At 63.6% G+C, this 20,826-nt stretch carries 20 protein-coding genes, 1 tRNA gene and 1 pseudogene; 16 read left to right on the top strand and 6 right to left on the bottom strand.

The genetic code is table 11. The features are described 5' to 3' along the window. Positions 1 to 15 precede the first annotated feature (15 nt). Positions 16 to 1,086, top strand: coding sequence for a selenide, water dikinase SelD (selD, locus tag O987_RS16085; RefSeq protein ID WP_043373434.1), 1,071 nt, complete (start codon positions 16 to 18; stop codon positions 1,084 to 1,086). A 121-nt stretch (positions 1,087 to 1,207) separates the two neighbouring features. Here the strand turns inward: selD and O987_RS16090 are convergent, their stop codons facing one another. The 5 genes from O987_RS16090 to O987_RS16110 all read right to left on the bottom strand — a co-directional run bounded on the left by O987_RS16090 (position 1,208) and on the right by O987_RS16110 (position 4,709). Next, positions 1,208 to 1,684, bottom strand: coding sequence for an Lrp/AsnC family transcriptional regulator (locus tag O987_RS16090; protein WP_043003769.1), 477 nt, complete (start codon positions 1,682 to 1,684; stop codon positions 1,208 to 1,210). A 767-nt stretch (positions 1,685 to 2,451) separates the two neighbouring features. Next, positions 2,452 to 2,528 (bottom strand) — tRNA-Gln (locus O987_RS16095). A 115-nt stretch (positions 2,529 to 2,643) separates the two neighbouring features. Continuing rightward, positions 2,644 to 2,964, bottom strand: a complete 321-nt coding sequence (locus O987_RS16100; RefSeq protein ID WP_043373436.1) for a heavy metal-binding domain-containing protein — start codon at positions 2,962 to 2,964, stop codon at positions 2,644 to 2,646. Positions 2,965 to 3,234: 270 nt separating this feature from the next. Then, positions 3,235 to 4,137, bottom strand: a complete 903-nt coding sequence (locus tag O987_RS16105) for a LysR family transcriptional regulator (RefSeq protein ID WP_043373439.1) — start codon at positions 4,135 to 4,137, stop codon at positions 3,235 to 3,237. A gap of 23 nt (positions 4,138 to 4,160) precedes the next feature. Beyond that, positions 4,161 to 4,709 carry a MarR family winged helix-turn-helix transcriptional regulator gene (locus tag O987_RS16110; protein ID WP_043373441.1) on the bottom strand — a complete coding sequence of 183 codons (549 nt, stop codon included), beginning with the start codon at positions 4,707 to 4,709 and terminating at the stop codon, positions 4,161 to 4,163. Between the two features lie 272 nt (positions 4,710 to 4,981). Here O987_RS16110 and O987_RS16115 point away from each other — a divergent pair, with 272 nt between their 5' ends. The 15 genes and pseudogenes from O987_RS16115 (at position 4,982) to O987_RS16185 (ending at position 19,071) form a co-directional block, all read left to right on the top strand. Then, positions 4,982 to 6,109 (top strand): cupin domain-containing protein, encoded by a 1,128-nt coding sequence (locus tag O987_RS16115; RefSeq protein WP_043373443.1) that lies wholly within the window; start codon positions 4,982 to 4,984, stop codon positions 6,107 to 6,109. A 156-nt stretch (positions 6,110 to 6,265) separates the two neighbouring features. Next, positions 6,266 to 6,973 (top strand): fumarylacetoacetate hydrolase family protein, encoded by a 708-nt coding sequence (locus tag O987_RS16120; RefSeq protein WP_043373445.1) that lies wholly within the window; start codon positions 6,266 to 6,268, stop codon positions 6,971 to 6,973. Positions 6,974 to 6,985: 12 nt separating this feature from the next. Continuing rightward, positions 6,986 to 7,630 (top strand): maleylacetoacetate isomerase, encoded by a 645-nt coding sequence (maiA, locus tag O987_RS16125; protein WP_043373447.1) that lies wholly within the window; start codon positions 6,986 to 6,988, stop codon positions 7,628 to 7,630. A 137-nt stretch (positions 7,631 to 7,767) separates the two neighbouring features. Further along, entirely contained in the window at positions 7,768 to 8,742 is a 975-nt protein-coding gene (locus tag O987_RS16130) for a tripartite tricarboxylate transporter substrate binding protein (protein WP_051962307.1), read from the top strand. 384 nt (positions 8,743 to 9,126) lie between these two features. After that, positions 9,127 to 9,795: a hypothetical protein gene (locus tag O987_RS16135; protein WP_043373448.1), complete on the top strand. Its 669-nt coding sequence runs from the start codon at positions 9,127 to 9,129 to the stop codon at positions 9,793 to 9,795. Positions 9,796 to 10,087: 292 nt separating this feature from the next. After that, complete coding sequence (locus tag O987_RS16140) at positions 10,088 to 11,611, top strand: CoA-acylating methylmalonate-semialdehyde dehydrogenase (protein WP_019042050.1); 1,524 nt, start codon at positions 10,088 to 10,090, stop codon at positions 11,609 to 11,611. 82 nt (positions 11,612 to 11,693) lie between these two features. Then, a complete protein-coding gene (locus tag O987_RS16145) occupies positions 11,694 to 12,167 on the top strand; it encodes a lysozyme inhibitor LprI family protein (protein WP_235214164.1) in 474 nt (157 codons plus the stop codon). Between the two features lie 38 nt (positions 12,168 to 12,205). Next, on the top strand, positions 12,206 to 12,655 hold the full coding sequence (locus tag O987_RS16150) for a lysozyme inhibitor LprI family protein (RefSeq protein ID WP_370458241.1): 450 nt from the start codon (positions 12,206 to 12,208) through the stop codon (positions 12,653 to 12,655). Positions 12,656 to 12,709: 54 nt separating this feature from the next. After that, complete coding sequence (locus tag O987_RS16155; RefSeq protein ID WP_043373456.1) at positions 12,710 to 13,876, top strand: acyl-CoA dehydrogenase family protein; 1,167 nt, start codon at positions 12,710 to 12,712, stop codon at positions 13,874 to 13,876. A 31-nt stretch (positions 13,877 to 13,907) separates the two neighbouring features. After that, positions 13,908 to 14,411, top strand: a complete 504-nt coding sequence (locus O987_RS16160; RefSeq protein ID WP_043373458.1) for a TfoX/Sxy family protein — start codon at positions 13,908 to 13,910, stop codon at positions 14,409 to 14,411. Between the two features lie 18 nt (positions 14,412 to 14,429). Next, positions 14,430 to 14,849, top strand: coding sequence for a DUF488 domain-containing protein (locus O987_RS16165; protein ID WP_043373460.1), 420 nt, complete (start codon positions 14,430 to 14,432; stop codon positions 14,847 to 14,849). Positions 14,850 to 14,921: 72 nt separating this feature from the next. After that, entirely contained in the window at positions 14,922 to 15,818 is an 897-nt protein-coding gene (gene mmsB / locus O987_RS16170; RefSeq protein ID WP_043373462.1) for a 3-hydroxyisobutyrate dehydrogenase, read from the top strand. 4 nt (positions 15,819 to 15,822) lie between these two features. Further along, complete coding sequence (locus O987_RS16175) at positions 15,823 to 16,155, top strand: cupin domain-containing protein (protein ID WP_043373465.1); 333 nt, start codon at positions 15,823 to 15,825, stop codon at positions 16,153 to 16,155. Between the two features lie 271 nt (positions 16,156 to 16,426). Next, positions 16,427 to 17,515 carry a saccharopine dehydrogenase family protein gene (locus tag O987_RS16180; protein ID WP_043373467.1) on the top strand — a complete coding sequence of 363 codons (1,089 nt, stop codon included), beginning with the start codon at positions 16,427 to 16,429 and terminating at the stop codon, positions 17,513 to 17,515. Positions 17,516 to 17,549: 34 nt separating this feature from the next. Continuing rightward, positions 17,550 to 19,071, top strand: a pseudogene (locus tag O987_RS16185) (aldehyde dehydrogenase family protein). Between the two features lie 57 nt (positions 19,072 to 19,128). Here the strand turns inward: O987_RS16185 and O987_RS16190 are convergent. Continuing rightward, positions 19,129 to 20,046 carry a LysR family transcriptional regulator gene (locus O987_RS16190; protein ID WP_043373470.1) on the bottom strand — a complete coding sequence of 306 codons (918 nt, stop codon included), beginning with the start codon at positions 20,044 to 20,046 and terminating at the stop codon, positions 19,129 to 19,131. Between the last annotated feature and the right edge of the window lie 780 nt (positions 20,047 to 20,826).

A 20,826-nucleotide genomic window follows, 5' to 3' on the forward strand; every position in this document is an offset into this window, starting at 1 on the left:
GCCGTCTGGATTGATATGAATACCACTCAAGAAACCGCCTCCCCCGCGACCCCGCGCCTGACCTCTCTGTCTCACGGCGGCGGCTGTGGCTGCAAGATTGCGCCCGGCGTGCTGTCGGAGCTGCTGGCCAAAAGCAATCTGCCCAAGCAGTTTTTCCCCGACCTGCTGGTAGGCACGGAAACCGCAGACGATGCCGCCGTCTACAAGATCAATGACGAGCAGGCCATCGTGGCGACGACGGACTTTTTCATGCCCATCGTCGACGACCCCTATGACTTTGGCCGAATTGCCGCCACCAACGCGCTGTCCGATATCTACGCCATGGGCGGCACGCCGCTGATGGCGCTGGCCATTGTGGGCATGCCCATCAATGTCTTGCCCCACGATGTCATTGCCAAGATTCTCGAAGGCGGCGAATCGGTCTGCCGCGACGCCGGCATTCCGCTGGCGGGCGGCCACTCGATTGATTCGGTCGAGCCCATCTACGGCCTGGTCGGCATCGGCATCGTCAACCCCAGGCAGATGAAGCGCAATGCCGATGCCAAGGATGGCGATGTGCTGATTCTGGGCAAGCCCCTGGGCGTGGGCATTCTCTCGGCGGCGCTCAAGAAGAACTTGCTCGACGATGCAGGCTACCGCGCCATGGTGGATGCAACCACCAAGCTCAACCGCCCCGGCACCGAACTTGCCAAGCTTGACGGCGTGCACGCGCTGACCGATGTGACGGGCTTCGGCCTGCTGGGCCACGGCCTGGAACTGGCCCGTGGCGCCCAGCTCAGCGCACGCATTGACAGCGCCCGGCTGCCTGTGCTCCCGGGTGTCCAGGCGCTTGCAGAGCAGGGCATTTTCACGGGCGCTTCGGGACGCAACTGGGCGTCTTATGGAGAACATGTCCAGCTGGCTTCGTCCCTGAGCGATGCCCAGAAGGCGCTGCTGACCGACCCTCAGACCTCCGGCGGCCTGCTGGTTTCCTGTACCGCCGATGCCGTGCAGCAGGTGCTCAAGGTCTTTGCCGATAGCGGGTTTGCCGATGCCGCCGTGATTGGGCGCATGGAAGCAGGTGCACCCAAGGTCTTTGTGGACTGAGAGCGGCTGGAAGTCAAAAAAAACGGGACGAAGAGGCATGAGCCCCCTGCTCCCATCTTCCCGCCTCATGCAAAAACGCCCGGCATAGACCGGGCGTTTTTGCATGAGGCGCCTGATGAATTCAGGGGGCCGAAGTCTCACCGACCACCTCGGCCGTAGTGCGGCGGTCGATCTTGCGGCTCAGCACCACCGAGGTATAGGTCTGCTGGATACCGTCGATCAGGCCGATGCGGTCTAGCAGCGCATCCAGTTTTTCATTGCTCTCGCAGCGCACAAACACCATGTAGTCGTACTGTCCGCTAACGGCCGACACCTCTTCCACCTCGGTGAAGCGGTTGAGTGCCTGCATCACCGAAGTGGCCGTCTTGGGCTGGACACGGATGCCGCAGTAGGCACGCACGGCGGACTGCTCCATGCGAGAGCCAAGGCGAACGCCATACCCGGCGATCACGCCTTCCTGCTCCAGCTTGGCGATGCGGGCGACCACCGTGGTGCGTGCCAGATTCATCTGCCGGGCCAAGTGCGCGGTCGAGGCGCGCGCATTGGTCTGCAGCAGGCGCAGCAGCTGGCGGTCCGTTTCATCCAGTCGATATTCCATACCTTGTCTATCCAAATCTTGCCGTGCTCTTACGCAAACGCTGCGCCAGACACTCATCCCCAAGAACTCTCTGCCAGCAACTGCAGTCATTCATTTGCCAAGTGGCTTGTGTTCCTGTTTGCTATCGGCCAAACGCTTGGCGCGAGCATCAACTGCACCCAACTGCCAGTGATTGTGTCAGCTAACCCAGTTTGGTAGCGAGCTTGTCTTTTCAGATGGCAAATCTGTATACATTTGTTTCATCCAGGCAAGAAATTCAACCTATCTGCACTTGCCTGTGCTTGTGGCCAGGGCAAGAGCGCGCTGCGATACCTTCAGCCGGGATTACTGCCAAAGTCAGGCTTCTGCAGCGAGCATTCCAGCTCGTTCACAAAGACCCGGGAGCGCTCATTGAATAACAGCGACACAAAAGAGCGAAGAGTCTACCGGCTGTTTTCCCGCACCCATTCAAACCACCGACGATACGGCGAAATCGCTCGGTAAGTTTGGCTGGTTTAGCACAACTATCTGCAAATGGTAAGTACTTACCCTAGGCGATTCATTGAGCCTACGCGTCGTTTTCTCTCATTCACGACTCCGCCAGACAACACGGCTGCCCTCAATCGTTGCAACCCTGTACCCGGCAGTGCAGTCGCCCACCGGAAGACGCACCTGCATGCCCAAGGCAGAGGCCACAAACTCGGGGCTCGCTACCAACGCACAGCACACATCGCTTGGCCCGCAAACAAAAAAACCCTGCTCACGGTGATGAGCAGGGTTTTGAATTTTGGCAGGGGAAGAAGGATTCGAACCTTCGCATGCTGGAATCAAAATCCAGTGCCTTAACCAGCTTGGCGACTCCCCTACGATGGGTCGAATTCTACAACGACTTTTCGCTACAAATTTCGAAGTGGTCCAAAAATGTGCAATTGCACATGGAACAGGTTTGCAGCCATCCAGCAGGCTCAGGCCCAGGCCGCCTATTCCACCACGACAGCCGTGCCGCTGGCCGAGACCATGAGCATGCCGTTGCCCTGGCCCAGCACCTCAAAATCAAGATCCACGCCGACCACGGCATTGGCTCCGGCCTCGGCAGCACGCTGCTCCAGTTCCCTGAGGGCAATCTCGCGCGCCTTCTGCAACTCGCGCTCGTAGGTTCCCGAACGCCCGCCCACGATATCGCGGATGCCGGCAAAGAAGTCCTTGAACACATTGGCGCCCAGAATGGCCTCGCCCGCCACCACGCCGCAATAACGGGTGATGCGCTTGCCTTCGATGGAGGGAGTGGTGGTGACAATCATGTTGGGCTTTCAAAAAAACAGCACACCGAGATCGGTGCGCGTCCGCACTGCCGGGAATCGCTCAGCGCTCCTGATGCAGCAGATGCAGACGGGATCGGTGCAATCCGCCAGGCCCAGTATAGGCATGCAAACCATGCGTCATGACTAGCCACGACCCTGGACTGCAAAACGTCAATGCAGCAATGCCGAACTGCATCTGTCTCGCATCGATATTCAACATCAAATACCGCTCAACCCCGATACCATCAAGCGAAAGGCGCTATCAAATATTCATGAGTCCGGCAGCAGCAGCTTCTGCATGCCTTGCACGGCGTCGCGCAGAAAGCTCCAGGTCGTGGCTATGCGTGGAATCTGGCGCGACTCCACGGGCATGCTCATCCAGAAAGTGCGCGTAAAACATGCCTGCTCGGGCAATACACGGCTCAGTATCGGGTCCTTGTCGGCCACAAATGCGGGCAGCACGGCAAGACCGGCGCCGGCGCGCACGGCCTCATATTGCGCGGTGATGCTGGTGCTGCGCAGCGCAAAACGTTCGGGCCGGTGCAAGGTGTCCAGCAATTGCAGCTCGCGTGTGAACAGCAGATCATCCACGTAGTGCACAAAGCTGTGGTGGCGCAGATCCTCGGTTCTGGCCACCAGTGGCTTGCGCGCCAGATATTCACGCTGGCCGTACAGATACAGCCGGTAGTCGGTCAGCTTGGTCACCACCACCGAACCTCGCTTGGGCCGCTCCAGCGAGATGACGATATCGGCCTCGCGGCTGGACAGATGCAGCATGCGCGGCAGCGCCAGCAGATCCACGCTAAGCAGCGGGTAGCGCATTGTGAGCCTGGCGAGTTCGGAGGCCAGCATCTGCGTGCCGAAGCCTTCGGTGGCCCCCACCCGCACCAGCCCGGCCGGGCCCTCAGCGGCGGCGGCATGTGCCAGCGGTCCTCGCTCCAGGCCATCGACTGCGCTTTGCATGGTATTGGTCACGCCCTGCAACTGGCGCCCGGCCTCGGTCAGCCGCCACTGCCCGCCTTCACGCGCGAACAGCACGGCACCGAGCTGCTTTTCCAGCGCCTGAATGCGCCGCGAGACCGTGGTGTGCTCGACTCCCATGCGCCGCGCAGCAGCGGCCATGCTGCCGCTGCGGGCCAGTTCGCCAAAAAAACGCAGATGGTCCCAGTCCAATGTCTTTCCTTGCGATCAGTGATTCAGTCGTTCACGCTGTCCTGCGCGTTGCCCGCGAGGCCCTTGACCGCCTTGACCGCCGCACTGCGCTTGCGCTCGGCACTGCGCTGGGCAACTGCGCTGGGCGCGCGCGCGAACTCGTCGTTCTCGTGAATCAGCAGCGACAGCATTTCCATGAACTGTGCCCGTTTGTCGTCGGCAAGAGGCTCCAGCATGCGGCGCTGGGCACGCAGCACCGAAGGCTCGGCAGCGACCAGCAGATCGCGCCCCTCTTCGGTCAGGCTCAGCAAACGCACGCGTCGGTCCGCAGGGCTGGCGTTGCGCGCCATCAGGCCACGCGCTTCCAGACGGTCGATCACGCTGCCTATGGTGGAGGTGTCGAAGCCGATATTGCGTGCCAGCGTGCGCTGGTCAATGCCCGGCTGACGCAGCACGGCCGACAGGGCTGCGTACTGCACGGGCGTCACGCCGAACTCCTCGGTTTCTTCCATGAACACGGCCACCGCGATCTGCTGCAGCCTGCGGATGTGATAGCCGGGATAGTTTTCTAGTTCTGCGGGTTGGTATTGCATGTCTTGAGGGCCGACGCCGGGCCCGCCCTGCCGCGCGGCAGTTGAAGGGCCATGACTGAAAGACCCCGATATTCGCACGAGTGCCGCCCTGATTCGCGTTAAGCCTGCTACCGGGTTTCACCCAATCAACGCTGACACAGATCAACATTATGCTAATCATCAGTGTGCTGTTTATTTGATTCGCAGCCTTTCCTGGCCCAACTCAAGGCCACCAGAGCCTGACTCAAGGCAGCAACGCACTGCCCGGCAGATACCAAAGAAAGAGACAAACCATGAGCCTTGTGCAAGCCCAGCCCTCACCGGTCAAGCTCACGGCCCGCAACACACCCGGCCAACCCGAACCCACCGCTGCGCTGGAGCAGTTGTACCGAGGCTTCGAGCAGGAAATGCTGGTGCCGCTGTGGACGGAGATCGGCGGCCTGATGCCCGCCCACCCCAAAAGCCAGGCTGCCGCGCATCTGTGGCGCTGGGAGAATCTGCTCAAGCTCGCTGATGAGGCCGGTCGCATCGTGCCCGTGGGCCGGGGCGGCGAGCGCCGCGCGATTGCCCTGGCCAATCCGGCGCTGGGCGGCCGTCCCTTTGCCACGCCCACGCTGTGGGCTGCCATCCAATACCTGATGCCCGGGGAAGATGCCCCCGAGCACCGTCACACCCAGCATGCCTTCCGATTTGTGGTCGAAGGCGAAGGCGTGTGGACTGTGGTCAACGGCGACTCGATCCGCATGTCGCGCGGCGACTTCCTGCCCCAGGGCGGCTGGAACTGGCACGCCCACCACAATGCGGCCAGCCAGCCCATGGCCTGGATAGACGGGCTGGATATTCCGTTTGCTTACACCACCGAATCCCAGTTCTTCGAGCATGGCCGCCTGCATCTGGACCCGCAGGAGCGCATCACGCCCGAGTTCTCGCGCTCCGAGCGCCTCTGGGGCCATCCCGGGTTGAGCCCAGTGGCACATCTGCAGGACCGCCCGACCACGCCTTTGCTAGCCTACCGATGGGTGGATACCGACCGCGCGCTGACCGAGCAGCTGGCGCTCGAAGCCGAAGGCCATGCCGCCACAGTCAGCCCCGGCCATGCCGCCGTGCGCTACACCAATCCCGCCAATGGCCGCGACGTGCTGCCCACCATACGCTGCGAAATGCACCGCGTGGCTTGCGGCGCCAGCACCCGACCGAAGCGCGAAGTGGGCTCTGCCGTCTTCCAGGTCTTCGACGGCCAGGGCACGGTGACCGTGGGCGAGCGCCAATGGCAGGTGCGGCGCGGCGACATGTTCGTCGTGCCCTCCTGGCAGCTGTTCAGCGCGCAATGCGATGCCGACCAGCCGCAGCTGGACCTGTTCCGCTTTGCCGATACGCCGATCTTCGAGGCCGTCCACGCGTACAGGGCAGAAACCCTCTGAGGCGCTTTGCGTCTTCCCCGTGCCCGTCACCCCCTTGAGGGACGACAACCTTTACTGCGGGGCGGCGGAGCCGCCTAGGCCCTTGCTGGCTGCCTCACACATAGAACGTGTCTTTTTCAAGCACCTAGTCACCAATACCCCCATCAGGAATCACACATGACCCAAGCCAACTATCTCTGGGCGCCGCCCCCCGTGCAATCTCTGCCCGTGCGCGGCAGCGAGCAGCGCCTGCCCGTCAACCGCCTGTTCTTTGTGGGCCGCAACTACCACGCCCATGCGGTGGAGATGGGCCGCCCCGTGGACAAAAGCGTCGAGCGCCCCTTCTACTTCACCAAGGCCCCGCAGACACTGACCGAATCGGGTGCCTGCGTGGCCTATCCCCCCGAAACCGCCAACTACCACTTCGAGATGGAGCTGGTCGTGGCCATCGGCAAAGCGGGCTTTCGCATTCCTGCCAGCCAGGCCCATGAGCACATCTACGGCTATGCCTGCGGCCTCGACATGACACGCCGCGATCTCCAGCTGGTGGCACGCGACAAGGGCCGCCCCTGGGATCTGGGCAAGGATGTGGAGCAGTCCTCCGTCTCCAGCGAAATCGTGCCCATGGCCGGCAAGGTGATCGAGTCCGGCCTGATCGAGCTGAGCGTCAACGGTCAGATCAAACAGCAGTCCGATGTGAACAAGCTGATCTGGAACATCCGCGAAATCATTGCCGACCTGTCCCTGTTCTATCACCTGCAAGCCGGCGACCTGATCTACACGGGTACGCCCGAGGGCGTGGGGGCAGTAGTGCCCGGCGACCAGATCACGGGCCGCGTGGAAGGCGTGGGCGAGATTGCACTGAGCGTGGGCCAGCCCGAGTAAGGCGCACAGACCATGAAGCTCTACAGTTTTTTTCGCAGCGGCACCTCGCACCGTCTGCGCATCGCCCTCAGGCTCAAGGGCCTCACGCCCGACTACCTCCCTGTCGATCTGCGCGTGGACGAGCAGGCCGAAGCGCCGTTCAAGCAAATCAACCCGCAAGGCCTGGTGCCCGCGCTGACGCTGGACAGCGGAGAGACGCTGATCCAGTCGCCGGCCATCATCGAATGGCTGGAAGAGCGCTACCCCACGCCTGCCCTGCTGCCGACCGACCCCGAGGCACGCGCCCATGTGCGCGCCCTGGCGGCCATCGTGGGCTGTGATGTGCACCCGATCAACAACCGCCGCATCCTACAGACCCTGCGCCAGCAGTTCGGTGCCGACGAGGCCGCCATCAACGCCTGGTGCGCCACCTGGATCACGGCCGGCTTTGACGCCATCGAAGCCTTGCTGGCACAGGACGGCACACGTGGGCGCTTCTGCTTCGGCAAGGCCCCCGGCCTGGCCGATGTCTATCTGATTCCGCAGGTCGAGAGCGCACGCCGCTTTGGCGTGGATCTCGCCCGCTGGCCGCTGATCAGCGCCGTCGATGCAGCCTGCAGCGCCCTGCCCGCCTTTGCCCAGGCAGCGCCACTGGCCCAGCCCGACGCCCCGCAATAGACCTTTCCCCCTGCAGCCGTGCCCTGGCCCGGCTGCCCACCAACGCTCTGCAGTCCCTAAAAAATATCCACCGGAGACAAACTGTGAAATACGAGCAAAATCAGCCCAAAAGCCAATCCACACATACCCAAACAGCTATCAAGACCATAGTTGCCGCAGCCGCTCTGCTGGCTGCAGCCGGGCCTGCGCTGGCCCAGGGCGATGCGCCCGGCTATCCCAACCGCCCGGTGACCGTGGTCACGGCCTTTGCCGTGGGCAGCGGCCCCGATGCCGTGCTGCGCATCGTGGGCGAAAAACTGGCCCAGCGCTGGAAACAGGGCGTGACCGTGGACAACCGCCCCGGCGGCGGCGGCTTTGTAGCCATCGAGTACGCGCGCCGCGCCAAGGCCGACGGCTATACCCTGCTGCAGCTGGACAGCGAGCATATCTCCGCCCTGCCCTATCTCTACAAGAACAAGAACTTCAACACGCTCAGCCACTTCGACCCCGTGGCCCCACTGTTCCTGACGCCCTTCTTTGTGGCCGTCCCCACGACTTCGCCGTGGAAGAACATGGGTGAGCTGATCAAGTCCGCCAAGGCCGAGCCCGGCAAGATCAGCTATGGCTCCTGGGGCGTGGGCAGCCCCGGCCATCTGGGCGGCGAATGGCTGGACTATCTGACCGGCAGCAAGATGACCCATGTGCCTTACCGCGAGGTCAGCCAGTTGTTCACCTCGGTCGCCAATGGCGACCCGACCTGGAGCTTTGCCAGCCTGCCCTCCAGCCAGGGCATCTACAAAAGCGGCAAGATCCGCTATCTGGCCGTGGCCGCACCCAAGCGCATTGCGCAAATGCCGGACGTGCCCACGGTCGCCGAAGCCGGCGGCCCTGCCGAGCTGGATGTGAACTCCTTTGTCTCCCTGCTCAGCCCCAAGGGCGTGGACGCCGCCGTGCGCGACAAGATCCGCAACGATGTGGTGGCCGTGCTGCAGGACCCACAGGTCCGCGAGAAGTTCTCCACCTTTGCCTTCCAGCCTATGAGCTTTACCGTGCCCGAAATGCAGCAATTTGCCAGGAAGAAGTCCGAGCAATACAAGCTGCTGATCGAGAAGGCCCAGATCAGCCTCGACTGAGAGCTGGCTGCAGCCATCCCGAAAGCGCGGCCCGGACACATCCCCAGCCCTCAAAAAGCCCCGTCAGCACTGGCTGCACGGGGCTTTTTGCCTGCCGCACCGACACTGGGCAACAGGTGCTGCGCAGGGGCTGCAGTTCTCGATCCCGTTGCAGCGCGCTTCCTGCAGGCCTGCAAAAATGCTAGCAAGCCAGGGTTACACTTGTTGCGAGGCGCTCCCACGGACTTGCATCCAGACTCTGGAGCGCCCCCATGCCAAGAGGCTGCTGCCGATCCGCGGCAGGCCTTCTCTCAAGGCCGCTTACCGCCCAGGCTGCAGCGCCGGGCTTCCTTCTGTTTTCACGTGACTCCACGCGATTCAGCCCCTTCAAATCGTTATAAAAAGATGAACAATTCCATCAAGACAGCCATCGCCTTTTTGCTGCTGCCCCTGGCTGCAGCCTCACAGGCGGCCGAGCCGCCCTCGCCCATTGCTGCGGCCGAGCTGTACATCCGCACCTTGGTCAATCACGACGAGCAGGCCATCAGCCAGCTCAATGACTATCTGCGCCCCGACCGCCTGCGCTCGGGCCGCAGCGCGGACTACGCCAATGCAGCCGAGTTGAAAGAGGCTGACAAGGACTTCCCGCGCGAAATCGCCGATGTGGCCCTGCCCCTGTTCCCCGAAGCACAACGCAATGCCCTGCGCGCGCCCGTGGAAAGCCTGATGAGCACGGTGCAAAAGACGCGCCAGCAATCGCAGTGCAAGACCGTCTCCGCCAGCAAGCCCAAGCTCGACAAGCATGGCGTGCTCAATACCGAAGTCAAGTTCAGCTGCCAACTGGTCAAGACTCCCGAAACCTGGGCTGAAGGCATTCAGCGCATGGTTCGCAACAAGCTCAGCGTGGATCAGGTGCAGGGCGAGCTCAAGAAGCTGCAGGCCGCCTACTCGGCTCCTGCCAACCACACCTACGAAGGCACGCTGTCTCTGGGCATGGTGCCCAAGGACAAGGACAAGGCATGGCGCAACGACTTCGCGCGCGAAACCTTTGACGAGATGTTCAGCGAACTCTAAGAGCGTCTGAGCCCTGCGAAAGGGCCCAGCGTGATACGGCCCGGCCTCCGCGGCTCGGCTTCTGCGGCCCAGCCCGCCCACAGGCATTGCAGCAATGCCTGGGTCGCAGCCGGGCCGTTTCGCCTTGTGCCGCCGCAGGTACTGCAGCCATGCCTGCGGCACGAGCTCCAAACCGCTGGCAGACATAGCATCCACTCGTGCACATTTGCACACCCTATGTGCAGTGTTTGCTATTGCTAGAGCAAATCCGCACACATACCATGAGGAACAAATTCACCAACGGAGACACCTCATGAACGCACCGACTTCCGCCAAGGTTCTGGCGCCCACGGTCAAGCTGCTCATCAACGGGCAGATGGTCGAATCCAAAACCACTCAGTGGCGCGATGTGGTCAACCCTGCGACCCAGGAAGTGCTGGCGCGCGTGCCTTTCGCCACGCCCGACGAGGTCAACGCTGCCGTGGCCAATGCCAAGCAGGCGTTCAAGACCTGGAAGAAGACCCCCATCGGTGCACGTGCGCGCATCTTTCTGAAGCTGCAGCAGCTGATCCGCGAGAACATGAAGGAGCTGGCCGCCCTGCTGACGGCCGAACAGGGCAAGACCCTGCCCGACGCCGAAGGCGATGTCTTCCGCGGCCTGGAAGTCGTGGAACATGCGGCCAATATCGGTACGCTGCAACTGGGCGAGCTGGCCAACAATGTGGCCAACGGCGTCGATACCTATACGCTGAACCAGCCGCTGGGCGTGTGCGCAGGCATCACCCCCTTCAACTTCCCGGCCATGATTCCGCTGTGGATGTTCCCCATGGCCATCGCCACGGGCAATACCTTCATCCTCAAGCCCTCCGAGCAGGACCCCATCGTCACCATGCGCCTGGCCGAACTGGCACTGGAAGCCGGCGTGCCTCCCGGCGTGCTCAATGTGATCCACGGTGGCGAGGACGTGGTCAACGCCATCTGCGACCACCCCGATATCAAGGCCATCAGCTTCGTGGGCTCCACCAAGGTCGGCACCCATGTCTACAACCGCGCCAGCCTCAACGGCAAGCGTGTGCAATGCATGATGGGCGCCAAGAACCACGCCATCGTCATGCCCGACGCCAACAAGGAGCAGTCGCTCAATGCACTGCTGGGCGCGGCCTTCGGTGCGGCCGGTCAGCGCTGCATGGCGGTCTCCGTGGCGGTGCTGGTGGGAGAAGCCCGCAACTGGATTCCCGATCTGGTGGCAAAGTCCAAGACCCTCAAGGTCAATGGCGGCACCGAGCCCGGCACCGATGTCGGCCCGCTGGTGAGCTGCGCGGCCCTGTCGCGGGTCGAAGGCCTGATCGAGCGCGGCCTGGCCGACGGTGCCACGCTGGAGCTGGACGGTCGCAAACCCGAGGTGGCCGGCTATGCCAAGGGCAATTTCGTCGGCCCCACCATCTTCAGCGGCGTCAAGCCCGGCATGAGCATCTACGAGCAGGAAATCTTCGGCCCCGTGCTGTGCCTGGTCGCGGCCGAGGACATCGATCAGGCCATCGAGTTCATCAATGCCAACCCCAATGGCAACGGCACGGCCATCTTCACCCAGTCGGGTGCGGCCGCGCGCAAGTTCCAGGAAGACATCGATGTGGGCCAGGTCGGTATCAATGTGCCCATTCCCGTGCCGGTGCCGCTGTTCTCGTTCACGGGCAGCCGGGCCTCCAAGCTGGGCGACCTGGGCCCCTACGGCAAGCAGGTGGTGATGTTCTACACCCAGACCAAGACCATCACGGCGCGCTGGTTCGACGACAGCACCACCAGCCACGGCGTGAACACCACCATCAGCCTGAAGTAAGCCGGCCATGAAACCCGACAGTGCCGCCCTGCCTCTTGCAAGGCACGGGCCGCACTGCCTGGCTTTGCTCATGATGGCTGGCATGTACGCTCAAGAATTGTCCCGTTGCCCATCTCAGCGCCCTGCCACCGGCACAGCCGGCATTGCTGCCCGGCCGCTGGCCCGACTCTGCGCCCTGGCCGTCAGCGGCCTGCTGCTCATCCCTCTGCCTGCAACTGCAGCCCAGGAGGGCGATCAGGACCCGCCGCATTGCCCGTCCGGCCAGCCGCTGTCGCTTGCCTGCCTGCAGCAGCAGGCCCAGGTCATAGAACGCAGCATGCAGGTGCTCTATCTGTCGTTGCAGCGCCGGCTGCCGCAGGCCAGCGCCCGGGCTCTGCAGACCGAGCAGCAAGAGTGGACACAGGAGCGCGACCGGCGCTGCCAGCCCAATGGCTATGTCCATGAAGCCGAGGACATGGCTGCCTGCCGCATCGGCATGGCCCTGAGCCGGGTCGTGGTCTTCAAGAACCAGTGGCATCCGCTGGCCTGGAACGAGCAAGGCGGCGAACAGCCATGAACCGGGCAATTGCACACCGACAGCGCCTGCAGCCCACCATGGGCTGCGATGATGCGGGCATGACGATCCGCAATCCCCAAAGCAGGCGCACATGGCCTGCAGCCGTTGCCAGCCAATCGCTTGCAGCTCTTTTGATGACAGCCAGCTTGAGCCAGCATGCACTGGCACAGGCCGGTGCCGACTGCGTGCCCGGCGGCACCACGGCCCAGACCAATGCCTGCGCCATCAAGGATTTCCAGCAGGCCGACACCGACCACCAGATTCTCTACGGCGATGTGATGCGTGCGCTATCGGCCCATGAGCGCCCCGCCCTGCGCAAGGAGCAAGGCGAATGGAGCCGCCATCGCGTCACCCATTGCAAGCAGGCCACGAAGGCCTTTGAAGCGCAGCCCGACTGGCCCAGCCGCTACCACGGCTGTCTGGTGCAGCAGATCACGGCCCGCGATGCGGTGCTCAAGCGCTGGCTGCACCAAGGGCCGCCGGACTGAACTGCAAAGCCGTCAGGGGCCAGAAGACGAGTAGAACAAAAAAGGAGACATGAAATGGACTTTGAACTCAGCGAAGATCAACGCGCTTTTGCCGATACCGCCCGTGCTTTTGCGCAGGCCGAGCTGGCGCCGTATGCGGCAGAGTGGGACCGCGAGCATATCTTCCCGCGCGAGGCCATTGCCAAGGCCGGCGAGCTGGGCTTCTGCGGCCTCTATGCTCCGGAAAGCATTGGCGGCCTGGCCCTGCCACGACTCGATGCGACCCTGGTCTTCGAGGAAATGGCAGCCGTCGACCCATCGACCACGGCCTTCATCACCATCCACAACATGGCGACCTGGATGCTGGGCACCTGGGCCACCGATGCCGTGCGCGCCGAATGGGGCGAGCAGCTCACCAGCGGCAGCAAGCTGGCCAGCTACTGCCTGACCGAGCCCGGCGCGGGATCGGATGCAGCCTCGCTCAAGACCCGGGCCGAGCTGGTGGGCAACGAGTACATCGTCAACGGCAGCAAGGCCTTCATCAGCGGCGCGGGCAGCACCGATGTACTGGTGCTGATGGCAAGAACCGGTGATGCCGGCTCCGGGGCTTCGGGCATCTCGGCCTTTGCCGTGCCTGCCGATGCGGCCGGCGTGAGCTATGGCAAGAAGGAAGAGAAGATGGGCTGGAACAGCCAGCCCACGCGCGTCATCAGCTTCGACAATGTGCGCATTCCTGCGCACAACCTGCTGGGCCGCGAGGGCGAAGGCTTCAAGATCGCCATGAGGGGGCTGGATGGCGGTCGCATCAATATCGCCACCTGCTCGGTGGGCGCGGCCCAGGGGGCGCTGACCCAGGCCCAGCACTACATGCAGGAGCGCAAGCAGTTCGGCAAGACCATTGCGAGCTTCCAGGCCCTGCAGTTCAAGCTCGCCGACATGGCAACCGAGCTGGTCGCGGCACGTCAGATGGTGCGCCTGGCTGCATCCAAGCTGGATGCCGGGGCGCGCGACGCATCGACCTATTGCGCCATGGCCAAGCGCTTTGCCACCGATGCCGGCTTCATGGTCTGCAACGAGGCCCTGCAGCTGCATGGCGGCTATGGCTACATCCGCGAGTACCCGCTGGAGCGCCTGATGCGCGACGCCCGCGTGCACCAGATTCTGGAAGGCACGAACGAAATCATGCGCGTCATCATTGCCAGGCGCATGCTGGAAGGCGATGCGCCGGAGCTCATTCGCTAAGCTGCTGCCTTCCTACCAAGCAAGGACTGCCATGCCCGCCAAACCCATCGCCCCTGAAACCCTGCAGCTCATAGACGCCGTGCGCGATGCGCTGCAGGATTGCACAGCCGTGGAAGAGAAGACCATGTTCGGCTGCCATGTGTTCATGGTCGACGGCAAGATGTGCCTGGGCGTGGAAAACGACGAGTTGCTGGTGCGCCTGCCGCCGGCCGGCCACGCGCAGATTGCGGAGATGCCGGGCGTGCGCCCGCTGTCCTCGCGCGGTCTGATGGACGGCTACTTTCTCGTCGGCCCCACGGCCTATGCCAGGCGTGATCAATGGCTGTACTGGATAGGCGAGGCCCTGGCCTTCAACCCGCTGGCAAAGGCCACGCCAAAACGCAAGACCGCCAGCAAGGCCGATATCAGAAAGCCGGCCGCCGAAGAAAGCCCCGACGCTCCAAGCACAAGCAGCGCACGCAAGCGCTCAAAGCCGTCGCCCAAGCCGCTGGATACCGACGCCCCCCGCAAGCACCCCATTTTCGACAGCGAATAAGCACCAAGGACTGAACTCATGGCCATACGCATAGTCCAGCTAGGCAGCGAACGTGCCCCCGACGAGGGCCTGCGCATAGGCACGGTGCGCAGACCGCCGCGCGGCGTGCCCAAGGCCGAGTTCGCAAGCCGCAACTACTACGACTGCTGGTATCCCGAGCTCTCGCCCGAGGTGGAGCTGATGCAGCAGGCCCTGGAGTCCATCAAGCTGCGCAAGGCAGGCCAGGAGGCACAGGCCGACAAGCTCTGGAAGCAGTTTGAAAAGCAGTTTCGCAAGCAACTGGCCGAGCCCGCCGCCGATCGCACACTGGGTCTGCTTGCGGCCCTGTCGCATAGCTCCGCCTTTTCTCTGGGCTGCTACTGCGACGACGAGGCGCATTGCCACCGAAGCATCCTGCGCAGCCTGCTCGCGGACAGAGGGGCAACTCTCAAGGATTAAGCGAAATATCGATCAATCGCTTATGGATAAAGCGTTAGACGCTATCAATTCAATAACAGCAAGGAGACAGACATGCAAATCGCTTTTATCGGCCTGGGCAATATGGGAGCCCCCATGGCCATCAATCTGGCCAAGGCCGGCCACAGCGTCAAGGCCTTTGATCTGAGCCAGGAGGCCATCGCCAAGGTCGTGGCCGCAGGAGCCCAGCAAGCCTCCAGTGCCCAGGATGCCGTACAGGGCGCCGAAGCCGTCATCACCATGCTGCCTGCCAGCCAGCATGTGGAGAGCCTGTTCCTGGGCCGCGAGGGCGCGGCCGGCCTGCTCGCACATATCGCCAAGGGCACGCTGGTCATCGATAGCTCCACCATCGCCGCAGCCACCAGCCAGAAGGTGGCACAGGCGGCCCAGGCGGCAGGCATCGACTTTATCGACGCCCCGGTCTCGGGCGGCACCGGCGGTGCGATTGCCGGCACGCTGACCTTCATGGTGGGCGGCAGCGATGCGCAGCTGGCACGCGCCCAGCCTCTGCTTGAAAAAATGGGCGCCAATATCTTCCACGCCGGCGCTGTGGGTGCGGGCCAGACGGCCAAGATCTGCAACAACATGCTGCTGGGCATTCTGATGGTGGGCACCAGCGAAGCGATTGCACTGGGCGTGGCCAACGGCCTGGACCCCAAGGTGCTGTCCGAAATCATGCGCCGTAGCTCGGGCGGCAACTGGGCCCTGGAAAAATACAACCCCTTCCCCGGCGTGCATGAGAACGCACCGGCCAGCAAGGGCTATGCAGGCGGCTTTGGCACGGACCTGATGCTCAAGGACCTGGGACTGGCGCAGGACAACGCCACGGCCAATCGCGCCAGCACGCCGCTGGGCGGCATGGCGCGCTCCATCTATGCGGCGCACAGCCTGTCGGGCCATGGTGGTGAAGACTTTTCCAGCGTCATCAAGATGCTGCAGAAAAAGGCCTGAGGCCATGGCCTTGCCCCATGCCCAACCCGGGGTTCCCGTCGACGTGCTGCCCTACGGCACTTCGCTGGGAAGCCAGGTGTCCACGGCACTGTTCAAGTCCGACACCCTGGAAGTGATCCGTCTGGTGCTCACGGCAGGCAAACGCCTGCCTGAACACGAGGTGCCGGGCGAGCTGACGATGCAATGCATGGAGGGCCGGCTCGCCGTCATCCAGGGCGCAAGTCGCCAGACGTTGAGCGCGGGGCAATTGCTGTTTCTGCCCGCCCAGGTCCGATACGAGATCGAGGCCGAGCTCGACTCCTCGGCCTTGCTCACCATCGTGCTGCACAGCCACTAACCACCAGACCCGGTCACCGGCCAGCCGACCCCGCTTTGCTGCAGCGGGTATCACGACTGACCTCCGGGACTGAAGCCTGCCAAGCTGTCAGCTCTGATTTTTCAAGCGCTGACAGCTATTGTTTCTGAAGTCAGACAGCCGCCAGAAGACTTCTTGTCTGCCCACGCAAATCGACTCCTGCTGACGCTTGCCACGGTGGTGCAAATCGCTGCCCTGTGTTTAAGATGGCCCCAGAGGAAGTGATCGCTGCGTTGCTCTCAAGGAGTTCTCCATGATGAAGCTGACTGGACACAACATTCTCATCCTCGGCGCCGGCAAGATCGGCTCAACGATCGCCGACATGGCTGCCGAGCTGCATGAAGCCACCGTCACGCTGGCCGATATGCAGCCCCCGCCCGGCAGCGACCCGCAGATCCACCCACTGCAGCTGGACATCCACGACGATGCGGCGCTGACCCGCACGCTGCAGCAGCACTCGCTGGTCATCAATGCCCTGCCTTTCTTCTGTGCCGAGCGCGTAGCCCGGGCTGCGGCGCGGCAGGGCGTGCATTACTTCGACCTGACCGAGGATGTGGCGGCCATGCGCGCCATACAGGAGATGGCGGCGCAGGCACGCTCGGTGCTGATGCCGCAGTGCGGACTGGCGCCGGGTCTGATCGGCATGCTGGGTGGCCATCTGGCCCAGCAGTTCGACGAGCTGTTCGATCTGCAGCTGCGCGTGGGCGCACTCACGCGCCATGCGACGAATGCGCTGCGCTACCACTTCACCTGGAGCGTGGACGGCGTCATCAACGAGTACTGCAAGCCCTGCAACACCATCGTCAACGGACAGCCCATGCTGGTGCCGCCGCTGGAGGGGGTCGAAGCCCTGATTCTGGACGGTGAGAACTTCGAGGCCTTCAACACCTCGGGCGGCCTGGGCACGCTGTGCGAGACGCTGCAGGGCCGGGTGCGCAACCTCAACTACAAGACCATACGCCATCCCGGACATCGCGATGCCATGCATTTGCTGCTGCATGGACTGCGCCTGATCGAGCGACGCGATCTACTGCGCCAGGTGCTCGAAGGCGCGGTGCCCCACAGCCGCGAAGACATGGTGGTGATTGCCGCCATGGCCAGCGGCATGCGCGCGGGCCGGCTGGAGCAGCTGACGCGCGGCGCCCGTGTCTTTGGCGCTGCACTGCGCGGCAAGCAGCGCACGGCCATAGAGCTGACGACCTCGGCAGGCATGCTGGCCGCGGTGGAGCTGTTCGCCACGGGCCAGTTGCCCCGGCATGGCTTTGTGCGCCAGGAGCAATGCACGCTGGCCGCACTCTCTGGCACCCGCGTGGCCCATTACTTTGCAGGCCTGCTCGACTGAGGCCTGTATCTCACACCCATCAGGAGGCAACGCCATGACTGCCATCTCCGCCGCCGACTTCCAGACCGTACTGAGCCGCTGCGGCATTGCGCTGCAGGCCCTTGAAGGCAAGGACATCAGAGTGCACTCGCCCATCGACGGCACGGAACTGGCTGGCCTGGCCGCCCTGCCAGGTGCCCAGATCCCGCCGGTCATAGACCACGCGGTGCAGGCTTTCAAGCAATGGCGCCTGATGCCCGCCCCGGTGCGCGGCGAGCTGGTCCGGCTCTGGGGCGAGGAGCTGCGCCGCGCCAAGGCCGATATAGGCCATGTGATTTCCTGCGAGGTCGGCAAGATCGTGCAGGAAGGCCTGGGCGAGGTGCAGGAAGGCGTGGACATCTGCGAATTTGCGCTGGGCCTGTCGCGTCAGCTGCATGGCAAGACCATTGTCTCCGAGCGTCCCGGCCACCGCATCATGGAGCAATACCACCCGCTGGGGCCGGTGGCCGTCATCACGGCCTTCAACTTTCCCAGCGCCGTATTTGCCTGGAACGCGGCGATTGCCCTGGTCTGCGGCAATCCGGTGATCTTCAAGCCCTCCGACAAGGCACCGCTATCGGGCCTCGCCACCTTCAAGGCGCTGGAACGCGCCATTGCCCGGTTTGGCGACCGGGCTCCGGCAGGTCTGGCGCAGATCGTGCTGGGCGGCGCAGCTGTCGCCGAGGCCCTGGTGGACAGCCCCCCGGATTGCGCTGGTTTCGGCCACGGGATCGAGCCGCATGGGCCGTACCGTGGGCCCCAAGGTGGCGGCGCGCTTTGGCAAGCGCATTCTGGAGCTGGGCGGCAACAACGCCATGGTGGTCACGCCGGCAGCCGACCTGGATCTGGCCGTGCGCGCCATCGTCTTCAGCGCCGTGGGCACGGCCGGCCAGCGCTGCACCTCGCTGCGCCGCCTGATCGTGCACCGCGATATCAAACAGCCGCTGCTGGACAGGCTGCTGCCGGCCTACCGCAGCCTGCGCATCGGCAACCCGCTGCAGCCGGATACCCTGGTCGGCCCCTTGATCAACCAGGCATCATTCGAGGCACTGCAGCACTCGCTGAGTCAGGCTCTGAAAGACGGAGGTCATTTGCTGACGGGCGGCCAGCGCCAGCTGGAGCAGCAGTTTCCTCAGGGCTTCTATGTGGCACCGGCGATCGTGGACATGCCGGCCCAGACCGGCATCGTGCGCCACGAGACCTTTGCCCCGCTGCTCTTTGTGCTGAGCTACGACGAGCTGGAGCAGGCCATTGCGCTCAACAACGATGTGCCTCAAGGCCTGTCCTCCTGCATTTTCTCCAACGATCTGCGCGAGGTGGAGCTGTTCCTGAGCGCGGCCGGCTCGGACTGCGGCATGGCCAATGTCAACATCGGGCCCAGCGGTGCCGAGATCGGCGGCGCCTTTGGCGGCGAAAAAGAGACCGGTGGCGACCGCGAGAGCGGCTCGGACGCCTGGAAGCAGTACATGCGCCGCACGACCAACACCATCAACTATTCGCGCGAGCTGCCGCTGGCCCAGGGCATTCAATTCGGGTGAACCACAGGTACCGCAGCCCGTGACTGCCAGGGAAGCCATGCAACGCGGATTCCGGGGTTAACGGACTCCATCCAGGAGTCCTGGCTGCCCGGCTTCCACCAGGTTCTGCACGCTGGCCACAAAGGCCTCGAGCACGGCCGGCATGCCCTGTGGCCGCCAGGCCAGCACGGCCGGCGTGGTCACCCGGCTGCCGCGCAGCGCCGCAAAGCGCACGCCGTTCATGCCCACGGTCTGCATGCAAGCAGGCACCAGGGCTACCCCCTGCCCGGCCGAAACCAGTGCCATGACGGTCAGCCACTGGCGAGCGGCATGGCGTGTATGGGGATGGATGCCGGCCTGCTGCAGACAGGCGATGACGTTGTCGTAGTTGGCCGGCGCCACCTCGCGCGCAAACATGACAAAAGTGTCCTGGGCCAGTTCGCGCAGATCGATTTCGCCGCGCTGGGCCAGCGCATGGTCACTGGGCAGGCAGCAGACAAAAGGCTCCTCGCCTATGGACAGCGTGCGTATATCGTCCTGCGGCGTGCCGATATTGAGAAAGCCGCAGTCGATCTGCCCGCTGGCGATGGCCTGCAGCTGGTCGCGCGTGGACATCTCGTGCAGGCAGAGCTCGACCAGCGGGCGCTCGGCGCGAAAGGCCCGGCAGAACCCGGGCACCTGCCGGTAGACCATGGACCCGGTGATGCCGATGTCCAGCCGCCCCTGCAACCCCTGGGCCACGCCGCGCACCACCTCGGCCGCATGCTGGAGCTGGGCCAGCACCTTGCGTGCCTCATGCAAGAAGGCCTCGCCTGCCGCAGTGAGCTTCACGTTCTTGGCGTCGCGCTCCATGAGTACCGTGCCCAGATCCTGCTCCAGCGCCTTGAGCGCCATGCTCAGCGGCGGCTGGGTGATGCACAGGCGCTGGGCGGCCCGGCCGAAGTGCAGCTCCTCGGCCAGGACCACAAAGTAACGCAGCAAATGGGTTTTCATCATGATTCGCAAAGTTTGGCCAAGACCTTACCTGATGCAGCAAGACAGTAGCTATCAAAACAGCTAGCAGATTTGTCGCCAACGACAGAGACCTTGCCGGCCACGCCGGGTTTTCGCCCCGGCGGGCGACTCACTTTCTGACGCGTCAGAAAGTAAGCAAAGAACGCCTCCCTACCGTCTACGTCCCTGCGCTTCGCTGCGGGCAAACCTGCATCACGCCATTCGAGCTGCGCTGCCGCCCAACTCGCTGCGCGGCAAGCCGCTTCGCTCAAACAGACGGCGGCAAGCCAGTTCACGATGCAACGCTGTCCTGCGGCAGCGTTGCCCGCATCCCGAACCCCGTGCCGCAGGCGCAGACACACGGGTAGGTACGGGCGGCCTGCAAGAATTGGGACGAAGCCGGTTGTTGGTCTCACCCCTTGTGCCCACGCCTGTGACGGCAAGCTCTTGCGGCGTGCAGCTGCTCCGCAGAGTGCAGCTGCATCGTCATCAAATCTGCGGCCGTGTGTCTGAGCGAAGCGGCTTGCCGCGAAGTGAGTTGGGCCGCATAGCCGCAAGAGCTTGACGGCGCAGGTTGCCCGCAGGCGAAGCCGCAGGGACGGGGGCAGCGGGGTCGCCTTCTTTTGCCTACTTTTCTTGGCGAAGCAAGAAAAGTAGGTCGGCATGGCGGGCCGAGACCCGCCGGGGGCGCCCCGCCCTCTGTCTAAAGATCCGGCATGTTGCCGAAGCAGAAATCCAAGCAAAATCACCCTCTAACCCACTTACAGCAAACGCAAGCAGCTA

The sequence above is a fragment of the Comamonas testosteroni TK102 genome (genome assembly GCF_000739375.1).
In the GTDB taxonomy this organism is placed as follows: domain Bacteria; phylum Pseudomonadota; class Gammaproteobacteria; order Burkholderiales; family Burkholderiaceae_C; genus Comamonas; species Comamonas brasiliensis.